15 protein-coding genes, 1 pseudogene and 1 riboswitch are annotated in these 14,764 nt (G+C 58.9%); of the genes and pseudogenes, 11 read left to right on the forward strand and 5 right to left on the reverse strand.

The features are described 5' to 3' along the window. The first annotated feature begins 3 nt into the window (after positions 1-3). Complete coding sequence (locus tag QKB66_RS02535; protein ID WP_062040765.1) at positions 4-894, forward strand: polyprenol monophosphomannose synthase; 891 nt, start codon at positions 4-6, stop codon at positions 892-894. 142 nt (positions 895-1,036) lie between these two features. Here the strand turns inward: QKB66_RS02535 and QKB66_RS02540 are convergent, their stop codons facing one another. Further along, a complete protein-coding gene (locus QKB66_RS02540; RefSeq protein ID WP_061922522.1) occupies positions 1,037-1,411 on the reverse strand; it encodes an RNA polymerase-binding protein RbpA in 375 nt (124 codons plus the stop codon). A 127-nt stretch (positions 1,412-1,538) separates the two neighbouring features. On the opposite strand from QKB66_RS02540, the gene QKB66_RS02545 reads away from it, so the two are divergent. Together QKB66_RS02545 and QKB66_RS02550 are read left to right on the forward strand one after the other, a co-directional pair. Beyond that, positions 1,539-1,880, forward strand: coding sequence for a hypothetical protein (locus tag QKB66_RS02545; RefSeq protein ID WP_235591278.1), 342 nt, complete (start codon positions 1,539-1,541; stop codon positions 1,878-1,880). 6 nt (positions 1,881-1,886) lie between these two features. After that, positions 1,887-2,585 (forward strand): YceI family protein, encoded by a 699-nt coding sequence (locus QKB66_RS02550; RefSeq protein WP_414252621.1) that lies wholly within the window; start codon positions 1,887-1,889, stop codon positions 2,583-2,585. Positions 2,586-2,890: 305 nt separating this feature from the next. On the opposite strand, the pseudogene QKB66_RS02555 reads toward QKB66_RS02550, so the two are convergent. After that, positions 2,891-3,073 (reverse strand): annotated as a pseudogene (locus QKB66_RS02555) (bile acid:sodium symporter family protein); the annotation flags it as partial. A 54-nt stretch (positions 3,074-3,127) separates the two neighbouring features. On the opposite strand from QKB66_RS02555, the gene QKB66_RS02560 reads away from it, so the two are divergent. Further along, complete coding sequence (locus QKB66_RS02560) at positions 3,128-3,361, forward strand: hypothetical protein (RefSeq protein WP_414252622.1); 234 nt, start codon at positions 3,128-3,130, stop codon at positions 3,359-3,361. A gap of 77 nt (positions 3,362-3,438) precedes the next feature. On the opposite strand, the gene QKB66_RS02565 is transcribed toward QKB66_RS02560, so the two are convergent. After that, positions 3,439-4,752, reverse strand: coding sequence for a class I SAM-dependent methyltransferase (locus tag QKB66_RS02565; protein ID WP_248090199.1), 1,314 nt, complete (start codon positions 4,750-4,752; stop codon positions 3,439-3,441). Between the two features lie 198 nt (positions 4,753-4,950). Here QKB66_RS02565 and QKB66_RS02570 point away from each other — a divergent pair, with 198 nt between their 5' ends. Together QKB66_RS02570 and thiD are read left to right on the forward strand one after the other, a co-directional pair. Then, on the forward strand, positions 4,951-6,291 hold the full coding sequence (locus QKB66_RS02570; RefSeq protein ID WP_248090196.1) for an NAD(P)/FAD-dependent oxidoreductase: 1,341 nt from the start codon (positions 4,951-4,953) through the stop codon (positions 6,289-6,291). Between the two features lie 143 nt (positions 6,292-6,434). Next, positions 6,435-6,532, forward strand: a riboswitch (TPP riboswitch). Then, positions 6,520-7,362 carry a bifunctional hydroxymethylpyrimidine kinase/phosphomethylpyrimidine kinase gene (thiD, locus tag QKB66_RS02575; protein WP_248090193.1) on the forward strand — a complete coding sequence of 281 codons (843 nt, stop codon included), beginning with the start codon at positions 6,520-6,522 and terminating at the stop codon, positions 7,360-7,362. (Overlaps the previous riboswitch by 13 nt.) A gap of 27 nt (positions 7,363-7,389) precedes the next feature. On the opposite strand, the gene QKB66_RS02580 is transcribed toward thiD, so the two are convergent. Then, positions 7,390-7,989, reverse strand: coding sequence for a class I SAM-dependent DNA methyltransferase (locus QKB66_RS02580; RefSeq protein ID WP_061922544.1), 600 nt, complete (start codon positions 7,987-7,989; stop codon positions 7,390-7,392). A 111-nt stretch (positions 7,990-8,100) separates the two neighbouring features. On the opposite strand from QKB66_RS02580, the gene corA reads away from it, so the two are divergent. Next, positions 8,101-9,174 carry a magnesium/cobalt transporter CorA gene (corA, locus tag QKB66_RS02585; protein ID WP_248090190.1) on the forward strand — a complete coding sequence of 358 codons (1,074 nt, stop codon included), beginning with the start codon at positions 8,101-8,103 and terminating at the stop codon, positions 9,172-9,174. 6 nt (positions 9,175-9,180) lie between these two features. On the opposite strand, the gene QKB66_RS02590 is transcribed toward corA, so the two are convergent. Beyond that, entirely contained in the window at positions 9,181-9,642 is a 462-nt protein-coding gene (locus tag QKB66_RS02590; RefSeq protein ID WP_248090187.1) for a PaaI family thioesterase, read from the reverse strand. A 43-nt stretch (positions 9,643-9,685) separates the two neighbouring features. Here QKB66_RS02590 and gndA point away from each other — a divergent pair, with 43 nt between their 5' ends. The 4 genes from gndA (at position 9,686) to QKB66_RS02610 (ending at position 14,446) form a co-directional block, all read left to right on the forward strand. Next, positions 9,686-11,134, forward strand: a complete 1,449-nt coding sequence (gene gndA / locus QKB66_RS02595; RefSeq protein WP_311518379.1) for an NADP-dependent phosphogluconate dehydrogenase — start codon at positions 9,686-9,688, stop codon at positions 11,132-11,134. A 119-nt stretch (positions 11,135-11,253) separates the two neighbouring features. Beyond that, positions 11,254-12,654 carry a DEAD/DEAH box helicase gene (locus QKB66_RS02600; protein ID WP_414252623.1) on the forward strand — a complete coding sequence of 467 codons (1,401 nt, stop codon included), beginning with the start codon at positions 11,254-11,256 and terminating at the stop codon, positions 12,652-12,654. Next, a complete protein-coding gene (locus QKB66_RS02605) occupies positions 12,654-13,517 on the forward strand; it encodes a 3-methyladenine DNA glycosylase (protein ID WP_248090180.1) in 864 nt (287 codons plus the stop codon). Before QKB66_RS02600 ends, QKB66_RS02605 begins: the two co-directional genes overlap by 1 nt. Positions 13,518-13,588: 71 nt before the next feature. Continuing rightward, a complete protein-coding gene (locus tag QKB66_RS02610) occupies positions 13,589-14,446 on the forward strand; it encodes a VWA domain-containing protein (protein WP_414252624.1) in 858 nt (285 codons plus the stop codon). Positions 14,447-14,764: the final 318 nt, after the last annotated feature.

A 14,764-nucleotide genomic window follows, 5' to 3' on the forward strand; every position in this document is an offset into this window, starting at 1 on the left:
AACGTGAGCAACACCCACGCTTCCACCTTGGTTATCATCCCGACTTATAACGAGATCGAAAACCTTCCGCTAATCACCGGACGCGTCCGCAAGGCAACGCCAGAGGTCAACATCCTCATCGTTGACGATAATTCTCCCGACGGCACCGGTGAAGCAGCAGATAAGCTCGCAGCTGAAGACGAAAAGCTGCACGTCTTGCACCGTGAAGGCAAAGGCGGCCTGCTGGGTGCCTATATCGCCGGCTTTAAGTGGGGCCTAGAGCGCGACTACCAGGTTCTCTGTGAGATGGACGCTGACGGCTCTCACGCACCGGAGCAACTGCACCTGCTGCTCGCTGAGATCGACAAGGGCGCTGATCTGGTAATCGGCTCCCGCTACATCCCAGGCGGCGAGACCGTCAACTGGCCGGCTTCCCGCGAGTACCTGTCTCGCCTAGGCAATATCTACATCTCAGTGGCTCTGGGTGCAGGCCTGTCTGATATGACTGCAGGCTACCGCGCATTCAGCCGCGAGCTGCTCGAGTCCATCGACTTCGAAGACTTGTCTAAGGCTGGCTACATCTTCCAGGTGGATCTTGCTTTCCGCGCCGTCAAGGACGGCTGGGATGTACGCGAGGTGCCAATCACCTTCACCGAGCGCGAGTACGGCGAGTCTAAGCTGGACGGCTCCTTCGTCAAGGATTCACTGATGGAGGTAACCAAGTGGGGCATCGCGCATCGCTCTGAGCAGGTCAAGGACTTTGCCGGTGAGGTAGGAAACATCGCATCCTACACCTACCGCCACAGCAACATCCCGGGCTTGGGTGCCAAGGTCAAGGAAGGCTTTGCCTGGACCGGTGACTTCGCAGACGAGATCAAGTCTCTGCTTAAGCACCAGTTCGGCAACTCCAAGTAGTACACCAAGTACTTCGTCGGGCCAAGCCCGCAAAAGCGGCCTGTGAGCTTCTCCTTTATCACTTAGATTTAACATCTAGGAGAGCTGACAGGCCGCTTTCTTAATCTTATTTAGCTGCGTTCATCCGCTGCGGAAGGCCGCACTAGCCCTGGTTCTCCTGCTGTTCCTTGAGCAGGCGAGCGGCAGAACGACGACGGGAGCGCAGGTTCTCAATGCGCTCGCTGAGAAGCTCATCCAGCTCCTCAATGGAGCGGCGCTCACGCAGCATATCCCAGTGTGTGCGTGGCGGCTTAGCTGGCTTGGACTCAACGCCTTCGCCCTCAATCAGGGTGCCAAGCTTACCGTTCTTGCACATCCACTCCTCAGGAATTTCCGCATCATCTGCGAAAGGAACTTCGTAGATGTCACCGTCTTCGGTACGGTACTTGACCATCTGGCGTGGTGCGAGATCGTGGTCACGGTCCGTCTCGTAGCTGACGGCGCCCATGCGGCTACCACGGAGTACGCGATCTGCCATGCAACATCATCCTTTTCATAAAGTGTGCTTGGAAGGGTAGACATACATCACCCAAGAAACTAACAGTATAACGAAGTGCTCCGCGGGTTTGTTCCCACCCCGGAATAAATGGACTAAGGTGTATCAGGTGATCCGTCAAGCTACCCGCGACCGCGCCCAAGCCACATGCCAATGGTGCGGCAAGGAGATCCCGCAAGGAGGGCGCGGACGCCCTCGTAAATTCTGCAGCCCATCTTGCAAACAACGAGCATACGAGCAGCGCAACAACGTCTCTGGAACCTCGATTCCGAAAGACGCTGTCATCATGACGCCCGAACGCGCTGACGCGCTTCGCGACGGCCTGTTTGAGCTGCGTTGCTCCGCAGAGGACATCGGGATTGCCGCACAGGAAGGCGCGGACGCTAAAGAGCTTCAACAGCTGTGCACGGAGCTTGTCACTCTGGCACGCCGGCTCGAGGAATTGAGGTAAGGACAAATGCAGAAACTTCTACGTAACCGCAAGCTGGTCATCTCCATTTTCGTGGTGCTGATCCTCATTGCAACCTTGGTGGCGCTTGGCCCGCTGTTTTACTCGATCTACATGGGCCGTGGCGTAGAGACCAAGCCTGTCGACGCCGCACATACGAAGCCAGCAAGCACTGAACTAGACGGCAATTGGCACGTTATAGCTGGTACGCCACATAATTTCACCTCAGTTGGCTTCAGCATCGACGAAATCCTACCTGCTGAGAAAACCCGCACCTCGGGTTCCACCAAGGAAGTTGAAGGACAGGCAGTAATCAAGGACCAAAAGGTTGAAGAAGGCACAATCAGTGTCGATATGACCAGTCTGACCACGGATAAGAAGGTCCGCGACCAGAATATGAAGGACAAGCTCTTCATCACGCGCGAGTACCCGGAGGCCAGCTTCAAACTGACGGAGCCCGCTGACTTGTCGAAGGTTCCTGAGGACGGCTCGTTGGCCAAGGTGAAGCTGACGGGCGAGCTTACTATTAAGGACAAGACGAAGAAGGTTAGCGAAGACTTTGACGTTGTCCGTGACGACAAGACGATTGTCCTGGGCGGCAACATTCCGGTGAACCGACTGGATTATGGAATTGAGACCCCAGAACTAATCGCCGCAAAGATCGCCGAAGAAGGCGAAGTTAATATCCGCGTAACGCTCGAGAAGTAGAAAATCAGATAGTGATGAACTCCAAGCATCTGATTCCGATCATCTGGTTCAGGCTCGTAGTGCTGATTGGCTTTGCCATATTCGTCGGCATCCAACAGATGTGGTTGTTGCTCGGCCTTGCGGTCTTATTGGGATGTCTGACGGGGTTCCAATTGTTTAACGCATACAAACGTCAGTAACGGAAGCACCACCGTTTAAAGTCACAGTTACTTTAAACGGTGGCGTAAGTGCATGCCGGACAACCGCGAAAATGGCGGGCGATCCCGTTTAACTATATCGATAATTGTCCGATAATGTACATTATGTCATTTCGGACAGGGCTGGCCAATCTCCCACCTACTGGCAAGCACACTTTCTCCCGCCAAAGGCTTGCGGCGAACCAGCGCCGCGAACACAGCGCCAGTAATGTTCGACCACACCGCAGCAACGACGCCAGGCAACGCAGCCTCCGGCGTAAAGAACTGAAGCGCCAATGCTGAAGCCAGACCCCGTGGTCATCCAAGAGCTATAAGGAAGGTTTTGCCTACCAAGCCACCAAGATCGTGCGCGATCTATGGCAGTGGTCCGACGAAGGCGCGCTGCCGATCATTGTCGACGCCGCCAGCTGCACTCATGGCTTGCTCGGCAACGTGCCAGAGGCGCTTTCCGACGCCGAGCTAAAACTGTGGAATCAGCTGCGCATCATGGATGTTGTGGAATGGCTGCGCGATGGAGTGGCCACTCACCTGCCGATCGTGCACTCTATGGGCAAGCCTGTGAGATGGGCCTGGAGATGATCTCCGGCAAGGCCTACGACTCAATCCGACTCAATCGCGGTACTGCTCGAGCGGGCTTCGCGCCCAGTGGTCACCCCTTAACGGCGGCCACCACGGTGGCGGCGGGTGGCCGTGAGCTGCACGGCATCCACCTGGCCAAGCTCCAGCAAAGCCTGGCGCAGCGCAAACTGGAAAGTCCACAGGCGGCGGAACACAGGATCGAAACCTGCCGCCGCGGCTTCGCGTAGATGACCATCGAAGTAGCTGCGCTGCTCGCGTAGCGATTCCACGTAGTGACCGCCCACGTGCGTCTGCGCGACGATGCGCAGATTCGAGTTGCGGTCGAAGAGCTTGTGCGTTTCCTCGAGCGTTGGGTAATCCAGTCCGGGCCAGACATAGGCGCGCAGTACCTGTAACGCCGAACGGGCAGCCGGGGTCATCGTCTCGGTAGCGAAAGTCGAGGCGAGCGCGACCCTGCCCTCTGGGATCAGAGAGCGATCCAGCATCCCCACGAAGCGCTTACGCTCTGCGGGCGTAAGCAGTTCTAGCTTTTCCACGCTTACGATCGCGTCGTAGCGACCACGCCATTGTTTCGGATGCGGCACGGTGTCGTCGATCTGCTGAATCTGTACCGAATCTGCTGCGCCCTCGAGCACTAGGGTTTCGTTGAAGTCCTCGACTTGCTCGGCGTCGGCAGTCAGCACATCCACCGTCGCCCGCCTGTTGACTGCTTCGACAGCCACATTCATTCCGGCTGCGGGATAAACCAGCAGATGAGTGCCGGCGCCGGTGCGCGTGGCGTCGAGAAGCCATTGCGCAGCACGCTTTTGGCCATCCTTTAGGTCGGTACGGTCCACCGCAGTCGGCTCACTAACGTGCGTGACGTCAACGAAGTGCTCCTTAGGTTCCTTGCGGCCAGCCTGTGGACTAAAGCTAGGCACAGCCTCCCGAACTGTCGTGGGAACGCCGCTGGCAAAGATGCCGCCCGAATGGGTATAGCCATCACCGGCATAAAGACGCACCAATTCCACGGGTAGCTCACCCGGGGTGGAATGCTCGACCTCGAGCACGCGCGCCTTCGGACGATAATTCGCACGCAGCAGTCCACGCAATACCTTGACCAGCTTGTCAGAGTCAGCGGTGGTCCACTCGCCCGCCAGATAAGACTCCGCAAAGCCAAGCCAGCCGGTGGCTGCGATGCGAATGAAGAGGGCGTCATGCAACACGGAAAGGTCTGGTCCGCCTTCAGCCTTAGATTCAGGATCCAGATCCAACTCCGCGAGATCACAGGCCTTGGCGAATTCCGCCTCCGCACGCCGGGCTTTAAAACGTGCAAAGCTCACCGCCGGAAGCGTCGCTACGCTCGGCCACTGATTGGCATCGATGGTGGCTAGATGTGGAAAATCACCCATTGGTCCGGTTATCTCCTTGGCAAACGTCTACGTGCACAAAGGCTTCCAATTAACCCTAGTGTGAAAAGCCCACCTAGATGCGCCGCCATGCCGAAAAAGAAGCTGTTTAACCTACATAAAGTATGCATGTACGGTGACTAGGGTTTAGACTGATTCGGTACAAAATTTTTCGCTTTCTTAGGAAGGTATCTCCCCACTATGGCTGAAACCCCTTACCGCCCTGCAGGCGGACGCCACCATGTAGTCGTCATCGGCGCCGGCTTCGGCGGCCTCAATGCAGTTCAGCAGCTGAAGAACGCTGACGTTGAGATCACCCTGATTGATAAGAAGAACCATCACCTTTTCCAGCCGATGCTGTACCAGGTAGCCACCGGCATGATTTCCGCCGGCGAGATTGCTCCTTCCACCCGTCAGCTTCTGCGCAACCAGGCCAACGCTCACTTCGTCAACGGCGAAGTCACCGACATCAACCTGGAAGGCCAGACCGTTACCGCTGAGCTCGAGGGCTTCCAGCGTACCTTCGCCTACGATTCCCTCGTCGTCGCCGCTGGCGCTGGACAGTCCTACTTCGGCAACGATCACTTCGCTGAGTTCGCTCCGGGTATGAAGACCCTGGATGACGCACTGGAGCTGCGTTCCCGAATCGTCTCCGCCTTCGAAAAGGCCGAGTTCGTTGACGACCCAGCTGAGCGCGAGCGTCTCCTGACCTTCGTCATCGTCGGCGCCGGCCCAACCGGCGTTGAGTTGACCGGCCAGATCGCCGAGCTGGCTAACCGCACTCTGCGTGACCAGTACTCCAACTACGGCATCACTAGCGCCAAGATCTACCTGCTTGATGGCGCACCGCAGGTTCTACCACCATTCGGCAAGCGCCTGGGCCGCAAGGCGCAGCGCACCCTGGAGCGTCTCGGCGTCGATGTGCGTCTGAACGCCATGGTCACTGACGTCACCGAGGACGCCGTCACTTACAAGAACATGAAGAACGACGAAGTCGTCACCATTGAGGGCGCAACCAAGATTTGGTCCGCTGGTGTGGCCGCTTCCCCACTGGGCAAGATGGTTGCTGACCAGGCAGGCGTCGAAGCAGACCGCGCTGGCCGTGTCTCCGTTAATGATGATCTGACCGTGGGCCAGCACTCCAACGTCTACATGGTCGGCGACATGATCTCCCTAAACCGCCTGCCTGGCGTGGCACAGGTTGCGATCCAGGGTGGCGCACACGTGGCCAAGCTCATCAAGGCAAAGGTCGACGAGGAGTCCACCGCCAACGAGCGCGAGGCATTCGAGTACTTCGACAAGGGCTCCATGGCCGTCATCTCCCGTTTCAACGCGGTTGTGAAGATGGGCAAGACCGAGTTCGACGGCTTCCCGGCTTGGGTTTCCTGGATGGGACTGCACATCATGTACGTCCTTGGCTTCCGCAACCGCACCACCGTCGCGGTGAACTGGATCCAGAACATGATCTCCCGCGACCGCGGCAACCTCGAAATCACCGAGCAGCAGCGCATCGCTCGCAATTTCATCAACAAGAACAAGTAAGCCTAAATAGCCGCTGTTCTTTAGGTTGCAGTCATTCCCCCCGTACACCTGACATACATGCTGGTGTACGGGGGAATTTTGTATTCACCTCGGCGACTTCAGAGAATTGTTTAACGCGGGACCAAAGTCTTTGTTAATCTCACTTCTACAACAAGGGGTGCCGCAGGCCTGCGGCTGAGATTAGACCCTTAGAACCTGCACTTAGTTAGCACTAGCGAAGGGATAGTTGTGGAGAATTCTCATCCACGGGGTAGTTTGCCGCGCGTATTGACCATTGCGGGCACCGATCCGACCGGTGGAGCCGGCGTCCAGGCAGACTTGAAAGCATTTATGGCCGCAGGGGCTTATGGCATGTCCGTGGTAACGGCGCTGGTGGCGCAGAATACGCAGGGCGTGCGCTCGGTGCACACGCCGCCGCTGGAGTTCCTACAGGCACAGTTGGACGCAGTGCTTGATGACGTCACGGTTGACGCCGTCAAGATCGGTATGCTCGGCAATGCGGAAATCACCGCCACCGTGGATAAGTTTCTAGACCAGCTAGCACCTTCCACGCCGGTTGTTCTCGACCCAGTCATGGTCGCAACGAGTGGCGATCGCCTCTTGGACGAACAAGCTGAGGCCGCAGTGCGGCAGCTGTGCCGCAAGGCGACCGTGATTACGCCGAACTTGAAGGAGCTCGCGGTGCTCACCGACACTCCGCAGGCCCAGACCTTCGAGGAGGCTACGGACATCGCCCAGCGCTGGGCTGCTTTTACCGGCACCGCCGTCATCGTCAAAGGCGGCCACCTGTCATCCGACGATGCAGGAAACGCTGCTGTAAGCGCGGACGGCGTCTTAGTGCAGGTATCGAGCCCGCGCGTGGAGACCAAGAACACCCACGGCACCGGCTGCTCACTGTCTTCAGCACTGGCAGCACGATTAGGCGCCGGCGAAGATTTAGCAGATGCCCTGGAATGGTCCACCGTTTGGCTGCACGAGGCGATTGCCAATGCGGATGCCCTAAACGTAGGAAAAGGCCACGGCCCAGTGGACCATGGCCATATGCTGCGACGCCTCGCAGGGCTTTCCTAGCAGCTCGTATCGGCTACTCAAGCGCGTTTAGAGAAGGTCAGCGCCCGGGCGCGTGAGAACCGCCACCAGAAAGGTGGAGCTTTCCTTGAAGACCTTCATATCCCACGAGGAGAAAAGGAAGTCAACGCGGAAGCCCACCTCCTTAGCCAAGGTCAGGAAGTCATCGAATGCCCAGCCGCGGCCCTCACCAAAACCGACGACAAAACGGCCGTCGGAATGCAGCGAGTTGTAGATATTGCGCAGGGCGGCCTCACGGCCATCTACTGCCAGGAAGGTCATGACGTTACCTGCAGATACCGCTAGGTCGAAGTCGCCTTCGGGAATCTCGTCTTCAGACAAGTCGCCGACTACCCACTGGCCATCTGGAAAGTCATGCTCGGCATGCGAAATCAGGATCGGGTCCACGTCCACGCCCACCACCGTGTGGCCGCGGCCCACCAACTCCCCGCCTAGGCGACCGGTGCCACAGCCGGCGTCGAGGATGCGGGATCCGCGCTCCACCATGGCGTCGGCAAGCCGTGCTTCACCGTGGATGTCTTTGCCCTGTGCAGCAAGCATCTTCCATTTGCGTGCAAAATTCTCCGAGTGCGCAGGGTTAGCTGCGGTTACTTCTTTCCAGGTAGGCATGAAAACTAGTATATGCCCCTAAGCAGTGTAGGATTTAGCCGCTAAGAAAAATTGCCTGCCGAACCTGTTTTGGCGCGCGCCCCATCATTAGAAGTGAAGGAGGCTGAAACGATGCCGTCTGTCCCGTCGCCCTTTAGGCCACGCAAGAGAAACGATCCTCCCAGTTCCTCCCGCACTTTCTCCGTTCCAGCTGAGCGCGCCATCGAACACTGCCGTGTCTTCGTCGACGGCGAGGCTCTACCGGGCGAGTTCACCCCGCACTCCGCACTCCAGACCGTTGAGGAATACGGCCGCGGATTCGTGTGGGTGGGTCTGCATGAGCCTTATGAATCCCAGATGACGAAGGTCGCTTCCGAGTTCGGTATTCACGAACTGATTGTGGAAGACGCCGTTCAGGCGCACCAGCGCCCCAAGCTGGAGCGCTATGATGATCAGCTCTTCGTTGTCGCTCGCTCGGTTAACTACCGCGACCATGATGAGGTTGCCGATAAGCGCCAGATCATCTCCACTGGTGAGGTCCAGATGATTTTGGGCAATAACTTCATCATTACGGTGCGCCACTCGGCTAAGCTGCCCAACCTCGCCTACACCGTGCAGGACGAGCAGGACTTGGTTGAGCTCGGCCCGGTAGCCATGGCCTGGAAGATTCTGGATATGCTGGTGGACCGCTATTCCGAGATCGTGCGCCTCATCGCAATAGAGATCGATGAGATCGAGGAAGAGGTCTTTACCCCACAGACCAAGTTCAACATCGACAGGATCTACATGTTTAAGCGTGAGATCTTGGAGATGAAGCACGCCATTGACCCGCTTTCGGTAGCGCTAAAGGCCATGACCAATGACCACAAGGATCTCATCTCCAAGCAGATCCGTTCCTACCTGCGCGACGTCAACGACCACGAGCTCGTGGTCAAGGACCAGGTTGCGGGGTTCGACGAGCGCTTAACCTCGCTTATCGACGCCTCCGTTGCCAAGGTGACCATGCAGCAAAACAGCGACATGCGCACCATCTCCGCGGTGGTCGGCATGTGGGCTGCTCCTACCCTGGTCGCCGGCATCTACGGCATGAACTTCGATGTCATGCCGGAACTGCACTGGGCCGGCGGCTACTTCATAGCGCTAGGCCTGATGGTACTCGTGGTCGCGGTCATGTGGTGGTGGTTCCGCCGCAACCACTGGCTCTAAACCTGGTTAGCCAGTAATCATCGTGCGCAGATTGGTGCGCGCGACAAGTTTTCCGGCGTGGTGCATTTCAATGCACCACACATGGGTACGCCGGCCGACCTGGACCGGCGTGGCCACGGCCTCAATCAGCCCCTCTGAGACTGGGCGGAGAAAATCCGTGCTGTTGTTAACGCCCACGACCAGTGCGGCGGCGTTGATGAATGACGCGATCGAGCCTACGGACTCGCCGATAGAGCAATACAGCCCACCGTTGGCCACGCCCCACGGCTGGTGGTGCTGAGGCTTTACCTCAAGCTGCGCGCGCACCTCGTCCTTGGATACCGCGGTAAATTCGATACCGAGCAGCGCGCCCAAGCCACTGTTATGGCTATTAAAAAGCGCGACTTCTTCTGCAGTTAAAGCACGCTCCTGCGCAGTCTGTGCCAGCTTGTTCATCAGTTCGTAGATGTTTAAGTTTTCTTCGCTCATGCCATGACAGAGTAGCTGCAAACTCTGACGTAGGATAGAGCCCATGACTGAAAAGACTGAACTCGCCCACATCGGCGTTGTCGGCTTGGCTGTTATGGGCTCCAACCTGGCCCGCAACTTTGCCCACAACGGCAACACCGTAGCCGTCTACAACCGCAGCCCGGAAAAGACCCACAAGCTCATCGAAGAGCACGGCTCCGAAGGCAACTTTATCCCTTCCGAGACCATCGAGGACTTCGTCGCTTCTCTCGAGCGCCCACGCAAGGCCATCATCATGGTTCAGGCGGGCAAGGCTACCGATGCAGTCATCGACCAGCTCGCAGAAGCGATGGATGAGGGCGACATCATCATCGACGGCGGCAACGCCCTCTACACGGACACCATGCGCCGTGAGAAGGAAGTAGCTGCCAAGGGCAAGCATTTCGTCGGCGCGGGCATCTCCGGCGGCGAAGAGGGCGCGCTCAACGGTCCGTCCATTATGCCGGGTGGTCCGGCTGAATCTTGGGAGACTCTGGGCCCAATTCTCGAGTCCATCGCCGCTGAAGTCGACGGCAGCCCGTGCGTTACCCACATCGGCCCGGATGGTGCTGGCCACTTCGTCAAGATGGTCCACAACGGCATCGAGTACGCCGACATGCAGGTCATCGGCGAGGCATACCAGCTGCTGCGCTACGGCGCGGGCCTGGAGCCGGCAGAAATCGCAGAGGTCTTCAAGGAGTGGAACTCCGGCGACCTCGATTCCTACCTGATTGAGATCACCGCTGAGGTGCTCGCACAGAACGATCCAGAAACGGGCAAGCCGCTTGTCGACGTCATCCTGGACGCCGCTGGCCAAAAGGGCACCGGCCGCTGGACCGCCATCAACGGCCTGGAGCTCGGCGTACCAGTCACCGCCATCGCAGAGGCAGTCTTCGCCCGTGGCCTCTCCTCCGCCACCGCACAGCGCGCCGCCGCTCAGGAAGGCGGCCTGCCCGCGGGCATCATCGACTTCGGCGGAGTCGACCCAGACGAGTTCATTGAGGACGTACGCCGCGCTCTCTATGCTTCCAAGCTCATCGCCTACTCCCAGGGCTTCGATGAGATCAAGGCCGGTTCCGAGCAGTTCGGTTGGGACGTTGACCCGCGCGATCTCGCCACCATCTGGCGTGGCGGTTGCATCATCCGCGCGAAGTTCCTGGATCGCATCCGGGAGGCTTATGACACCAACCCGCAGCTGCCTGCTCTCATCCTCGACCCATACTTCAAGGGCGAGCTCGCCGAACTCATCGCGCCGTGGCGCCGCGTGGTTGTCGCCGCAACCCAGATGGGCCTGCCGGTGCCGGTATTCGCCTCTTCCCTGTCCTACTACGACAGCCTGCGCGCTGAGCGCCTGCCGGCTGCTCTGATTCAGGGTCAGCGTGACTTCTTCGGTGCGCACACCTTCAAGCGCGTAGACAAGGAAGGCACCTTCCACATCGAGTGGTCCGGCGACCGCAGCCTGACTGAGATGTAAAAAGGCTTTTTCAGCCTTCTTCCAAGGCGCTAGGTTCTCTTCTTCCGTGGAGGGCGCCTAGCGCTTTTGCTTTGCCTGGATTGCGGTCTAAGAAGCGTTGGCCACTAAGCTTTAAGGCAATGACTACTTTCGCCGAACTCGGCTTACCTCAAGAAATCGTGCGTGTCCTCAACAAGCAGGGCATCACGGAACCTTTTCCCATCCAGCAGGCGGCTATCCCTGACGCGCTCGCTGGCAAAGACGTGCTGGGCCGCGGCCCGACAGGCTCCGGCAAGACCTTCACCTTTGGCCTGCCGATGCTCGCGCGCCTGGCTAAATCCGGCGCCTCGAAACCTGGCCGGCCACGCGGCCTAGTGCTCGCGCCCACCCGCGAGCTTGCCACCCAGATCCACGAGCGCCTCAACGACCCAGCTAATGCCTTGGGCCTGCGCGTGCTTTCTGTGGTCGGCGGCGTGAACATCAATCATCACATCCGTTCGCTGGCACGTCCCGTCGACCTTTTGGTTGCCACGCCGGGCCGTGCACAGGACCTCATTAACCAGGGCAAGCTCTCCTTGGAGGATGTCTCTGTCACAGCGCTCGATGAGGCTGACCACATGGCGGACATGGGCTTCCTGCCGCAGGTACGCAAGCTCTTAAAGCTCACGCCTGCCGACGGCCAACGCTTGCTGTTTTCTGCCACCCTCGACGGTGATGTGGACAAGCTGGTGCGCCAGTTCATGCACTCCCCAGTAACACACTCCACCGCGCCTGTTGAGGCTGCCGTGGACACGATGGAACACCACCTCGTATTCGTGGGCGACCGCGACGCGCGCAACGACGTCGTCGTGCGAATCGCCGCACGTGATGGCAAGACCATCATGTTCATGCGCACCAAGCATGGCGTCGACCGCCAAGCCAAGAAGCTGCGCCGTGTGGGCATCAATGCATTGCCACTGCACGGCGATAAGGGCCAGGGCGCACGCACCAAGGCGATTGAGGGCTTCGCCGACGGATCCGTGCCGGTGCTCGTGGCTACCGATATTGCTGCCCGCGGCATCGACATCGCGAACGTTTCCCTCGTCGTCCACGTTGACCCACCAGCTGAGCACAAGGCTTATCTGCACCGTGCTGGTCGTACCGCGCGCGGCGGCGCATCAGGTGCCGTGGTGACACTAGTTATGGACCAACAGCGTGAGGAAGTTGCCAAGCTCATCAAGAAGGCCGGCGTAGCGGCAGCAGAATTCGATCTCAGCGATCGCCGCAACCCCGCCGGTGCCCCAGAGCTAGCCAAGATCACCGGCGCGCGTAAGCCAAGCGGTACTCCCCTTCCTCCACCGAATCAGAATGCATCTTCCCAGCAAGGCAGGAAGAAAAGGCCGGCCGGATCCCGGAATGGCTCGCAGGGTACGCCTAATCAGCCGAAGAAGGGCTCGGGCCGCAACTCCACCAACCGCAGAGCCTCCGGCAACGGCAAGGGCTACCGCTCCCGCAACGGAAAGCCAGGTGGCTCTCGCCGCCGAGGTGGTGGTCAGCGCTGATGCTGCTGACTGAGCAGGAGTGGCGTCCACGTCATGACGCCCACGTCGCCCGCGCCAACGAGCTGCTATCCCAGTTCCGCCATCCCGGTGACTATCACCCGGTTTATGACTTCCTCTTCGAGTACTATCCGGTGCGTCCCTCGCATTTGCGCCGTTGGCACCCTGGCTTTAACGTCACGCTCGCCGGCACGCCGGGCACGATCCCGCATGAGGATTGGCGGGACTACCATCGCACAGAGCAAGGCGTAACCCTTGACCTGGAAACCTTCTGGGCACGACGGGGCGATTCCATCACCTATATCCGCAACCTGATGGCAAAAACAACCACCAATCCGGCTCAGTTCGATTGCTTCGGGCTGCATGAGTGGGCCATGGTATACAAGACGGACTCACCGCGCCACGACCTGCCGCTACGCCTTGGTGCCCAACGCACCAACGAGGTGGTGGAATCCCATCGCATTCGCTGCACGCATTATGATGCTTTCCGCTTTTTCACGGAGCCTGCGCGCCCGCTCAACCTCACGGTCTTGACCCGTGAGGGCCAGCCAGACAGCGACCAGGCCGGCTGCGTCCACGCCACAATGGACCTTTATAAGTGGGCGTGGAAACTCGGCCCACTGGTTCCAGGCGAACTGTTCATCGAAACGCTGGAACTTGCCATCGAAGCCAGAACTCTCGACATGGAAGCCTCACCTTATGATTGCCGTGGGTGGGGCTTCGGCGTGGTCCCAATCGAAACCGCGGCAGGCAAGGCGGAATATGTGGAGCGCCAGCGCGGGCTGGCCCAGAAAGCCAAACCATTGCGCCAACGGCTTGTCGCCATCGTTGACGAAGCCATGGCGGCTACAATTAGCAACCATTAATGTGGCCTCCTTAAGGCTCGATATCCGGTTGTGAGAACGGCTATTACCGCCCCAGTGTGGAAGGAACTTTCGTGGCAAGACATTCCAACGGCAAAAACACATTCGCAGTGGCAGGCTGGGTATTGGCCCTCCTGGCAGCATTGATCCTCGCTCTCGCCGTCGGCGCCTATTTCCTTTTCCGCGGCAACGATGACGCCTCGACCACCACTGCAGCAGCGTCTTCCGCAGTAGAGCCAGCCGAGGAAACAGACGCAGCAATTTCTGATGCTGCCGCCCGCGATGGGCAAGCTGAAAGCAGCGCCGCCGAAAGCTCTGCGCCTGAGTCTTCAGAAAGCGCTCCTTCTTCCGCGGAGAAGCAACCAGAGGAAAATAAGCCTGCCGCGTTCGCCGAAAATACCCTGGTTCTCCTCGATACCTCCGAGGGCCTGGCACCGTATTTCAACCAGGTAACGCAGGCCTTGGGCAACACCGCCAACGCACTGGGCGAAAAGTCTGGTTTGGTAGGCCTGTGGAACTACTCTTCCCCACTGTCTGAGACCGCGACGGTGGGCTACCGCCAGAACATCGGCTATGGGGAGGCCGGCCCCGTGGCCTTCGCCCTGCAGCAGTTTGGAACCGGCGGCGTTCCGCAGACCCGCAGCGCCGTGACCGCAGCGGTGGCAAACGCAGCCGACCAAGCCGCAGGCACCGAGCAAAAGGCCAAGGTTCTGCTCGTTACCACCGGTACGGCCCAAGACATGGATGATCCAACTTTCCAACAAGCTCTCGCCGATGCCAAGAGCGACAACGTCTCGCTTTCCGTCGTGCATATTGGCCCTGACGAAAAAGACGCAGTGCTTGACGACGCCGCCGATTCCTTCACCGAAGTCACCGACCCTGCCGACCAGGCCGCCCTCGAGAAGGCCCTAAATCAAGCCGCAGGCGTTTAATCGCCACTGCTGGCCTTGTGCCGCCTCGGGGGGCCTCTCCGCCGTAGCGTTTCCGTCTTTCGCTGCAAATGGTGAGGTCCAAATGGTGAGGTCGCGCAACACCAACATCAGCGCTATACATTAAGCGCAGCTTTTACGTCGCGTCCTCACCATTTAGAAATCCGGCTGCGGTGCGCCTAGAGCTAATGCTTTACTAGCCCGTTCTCCAGATAAGTGAAAACGCTAAAACGCTTACAGTCCCCAACTCACGTGAGCTCGAGTTGGGGACTGTAAGCGTTTTAAAACTGACCCGCGGGTTCCCGCGGTAGCAAGGCCGCT

Source organism: Corynebacterium sp. c25Ua_89, assembly GCF_047459735.1.
GTDB classification, from domain to species: Bacteria; Actinomycetota; Actinomycetes; order Mycobacteriales; family Mycobacteriaceae; genus Corynebacterium; species Corynebacterium simulans.

Bases quoted from the DNA above. Each gene is read 5' to 3' on its own strand.
- QKB66_RS02540 (WP_061922522.1), bottom strand. From the start codon at position 1,411: ATGGCAGATCGCGTACTCCGTGGTAGCCGCATGGGCGCCGTCAGCTAC.
- QKB66_RS02550 (WP_414252621.1), top strand. From the start codon at position 1,887: ATGCAGAAACTTCTACGTAACCGCAAGCTGGTCATCTCCATTTTCGTG.
- QKB66_RS02565 (WP_248090199.1), bottom strand. From the start codon at position 4,752: ATGGGTGATTTTCCACATCTAGCCACCATCGATGCCAATCAGTGGCCG.
- QKB66_RS02570 (WP_248090196.1), top strand. From the start codon at position 4,951: ATGGCTGAAACCCCTTACCGCCCTGCAGGCGGACGCCACCATGTAGTC.
- QKB66_RS02580 (WP_061922544.1), bottom strand. From the start codon at position 7,989: ATGCCTACCTGGAAAGAAGTAACCGCAGCTAACCCTGCGCACTCGGAG.
- corA (WP_248090190.1), top strand. From the start codon at position 8,101: ATGCCGTCTGTCCCGTCGCCCTTTAGGCCACGCAAGAGAAACGATCCT.
- QKB66_RS02590 (WP_248090187.1), bottom strand. From the start codon at position 9,642: ATGAGCGAAGAAAACTTAAACATCTACGAACTGATGAACAAGCTGGCA.
- gndA (WP_311518379.1), top strand. From the start codon at position 9,686: ATGACTGAAAAGACTGAACTCGCCCACATCGGCGTTGTCGGCTTGGCT.
- QKB66_RS02600 (WP_414252623.1), top strand. From the start codon at position 11,254: ATGACTACTTTCGCCGAACTCGGCTTACCTCAAGAAATCGTGCGTGTC.
- QKB66_RS02605 (WP_248090180.1), top strand. From the start codon at position 12,654: ATGCTGCTGACTGAGCAGGAGTGGCGTCCACGTCATGACGCCCACGTC.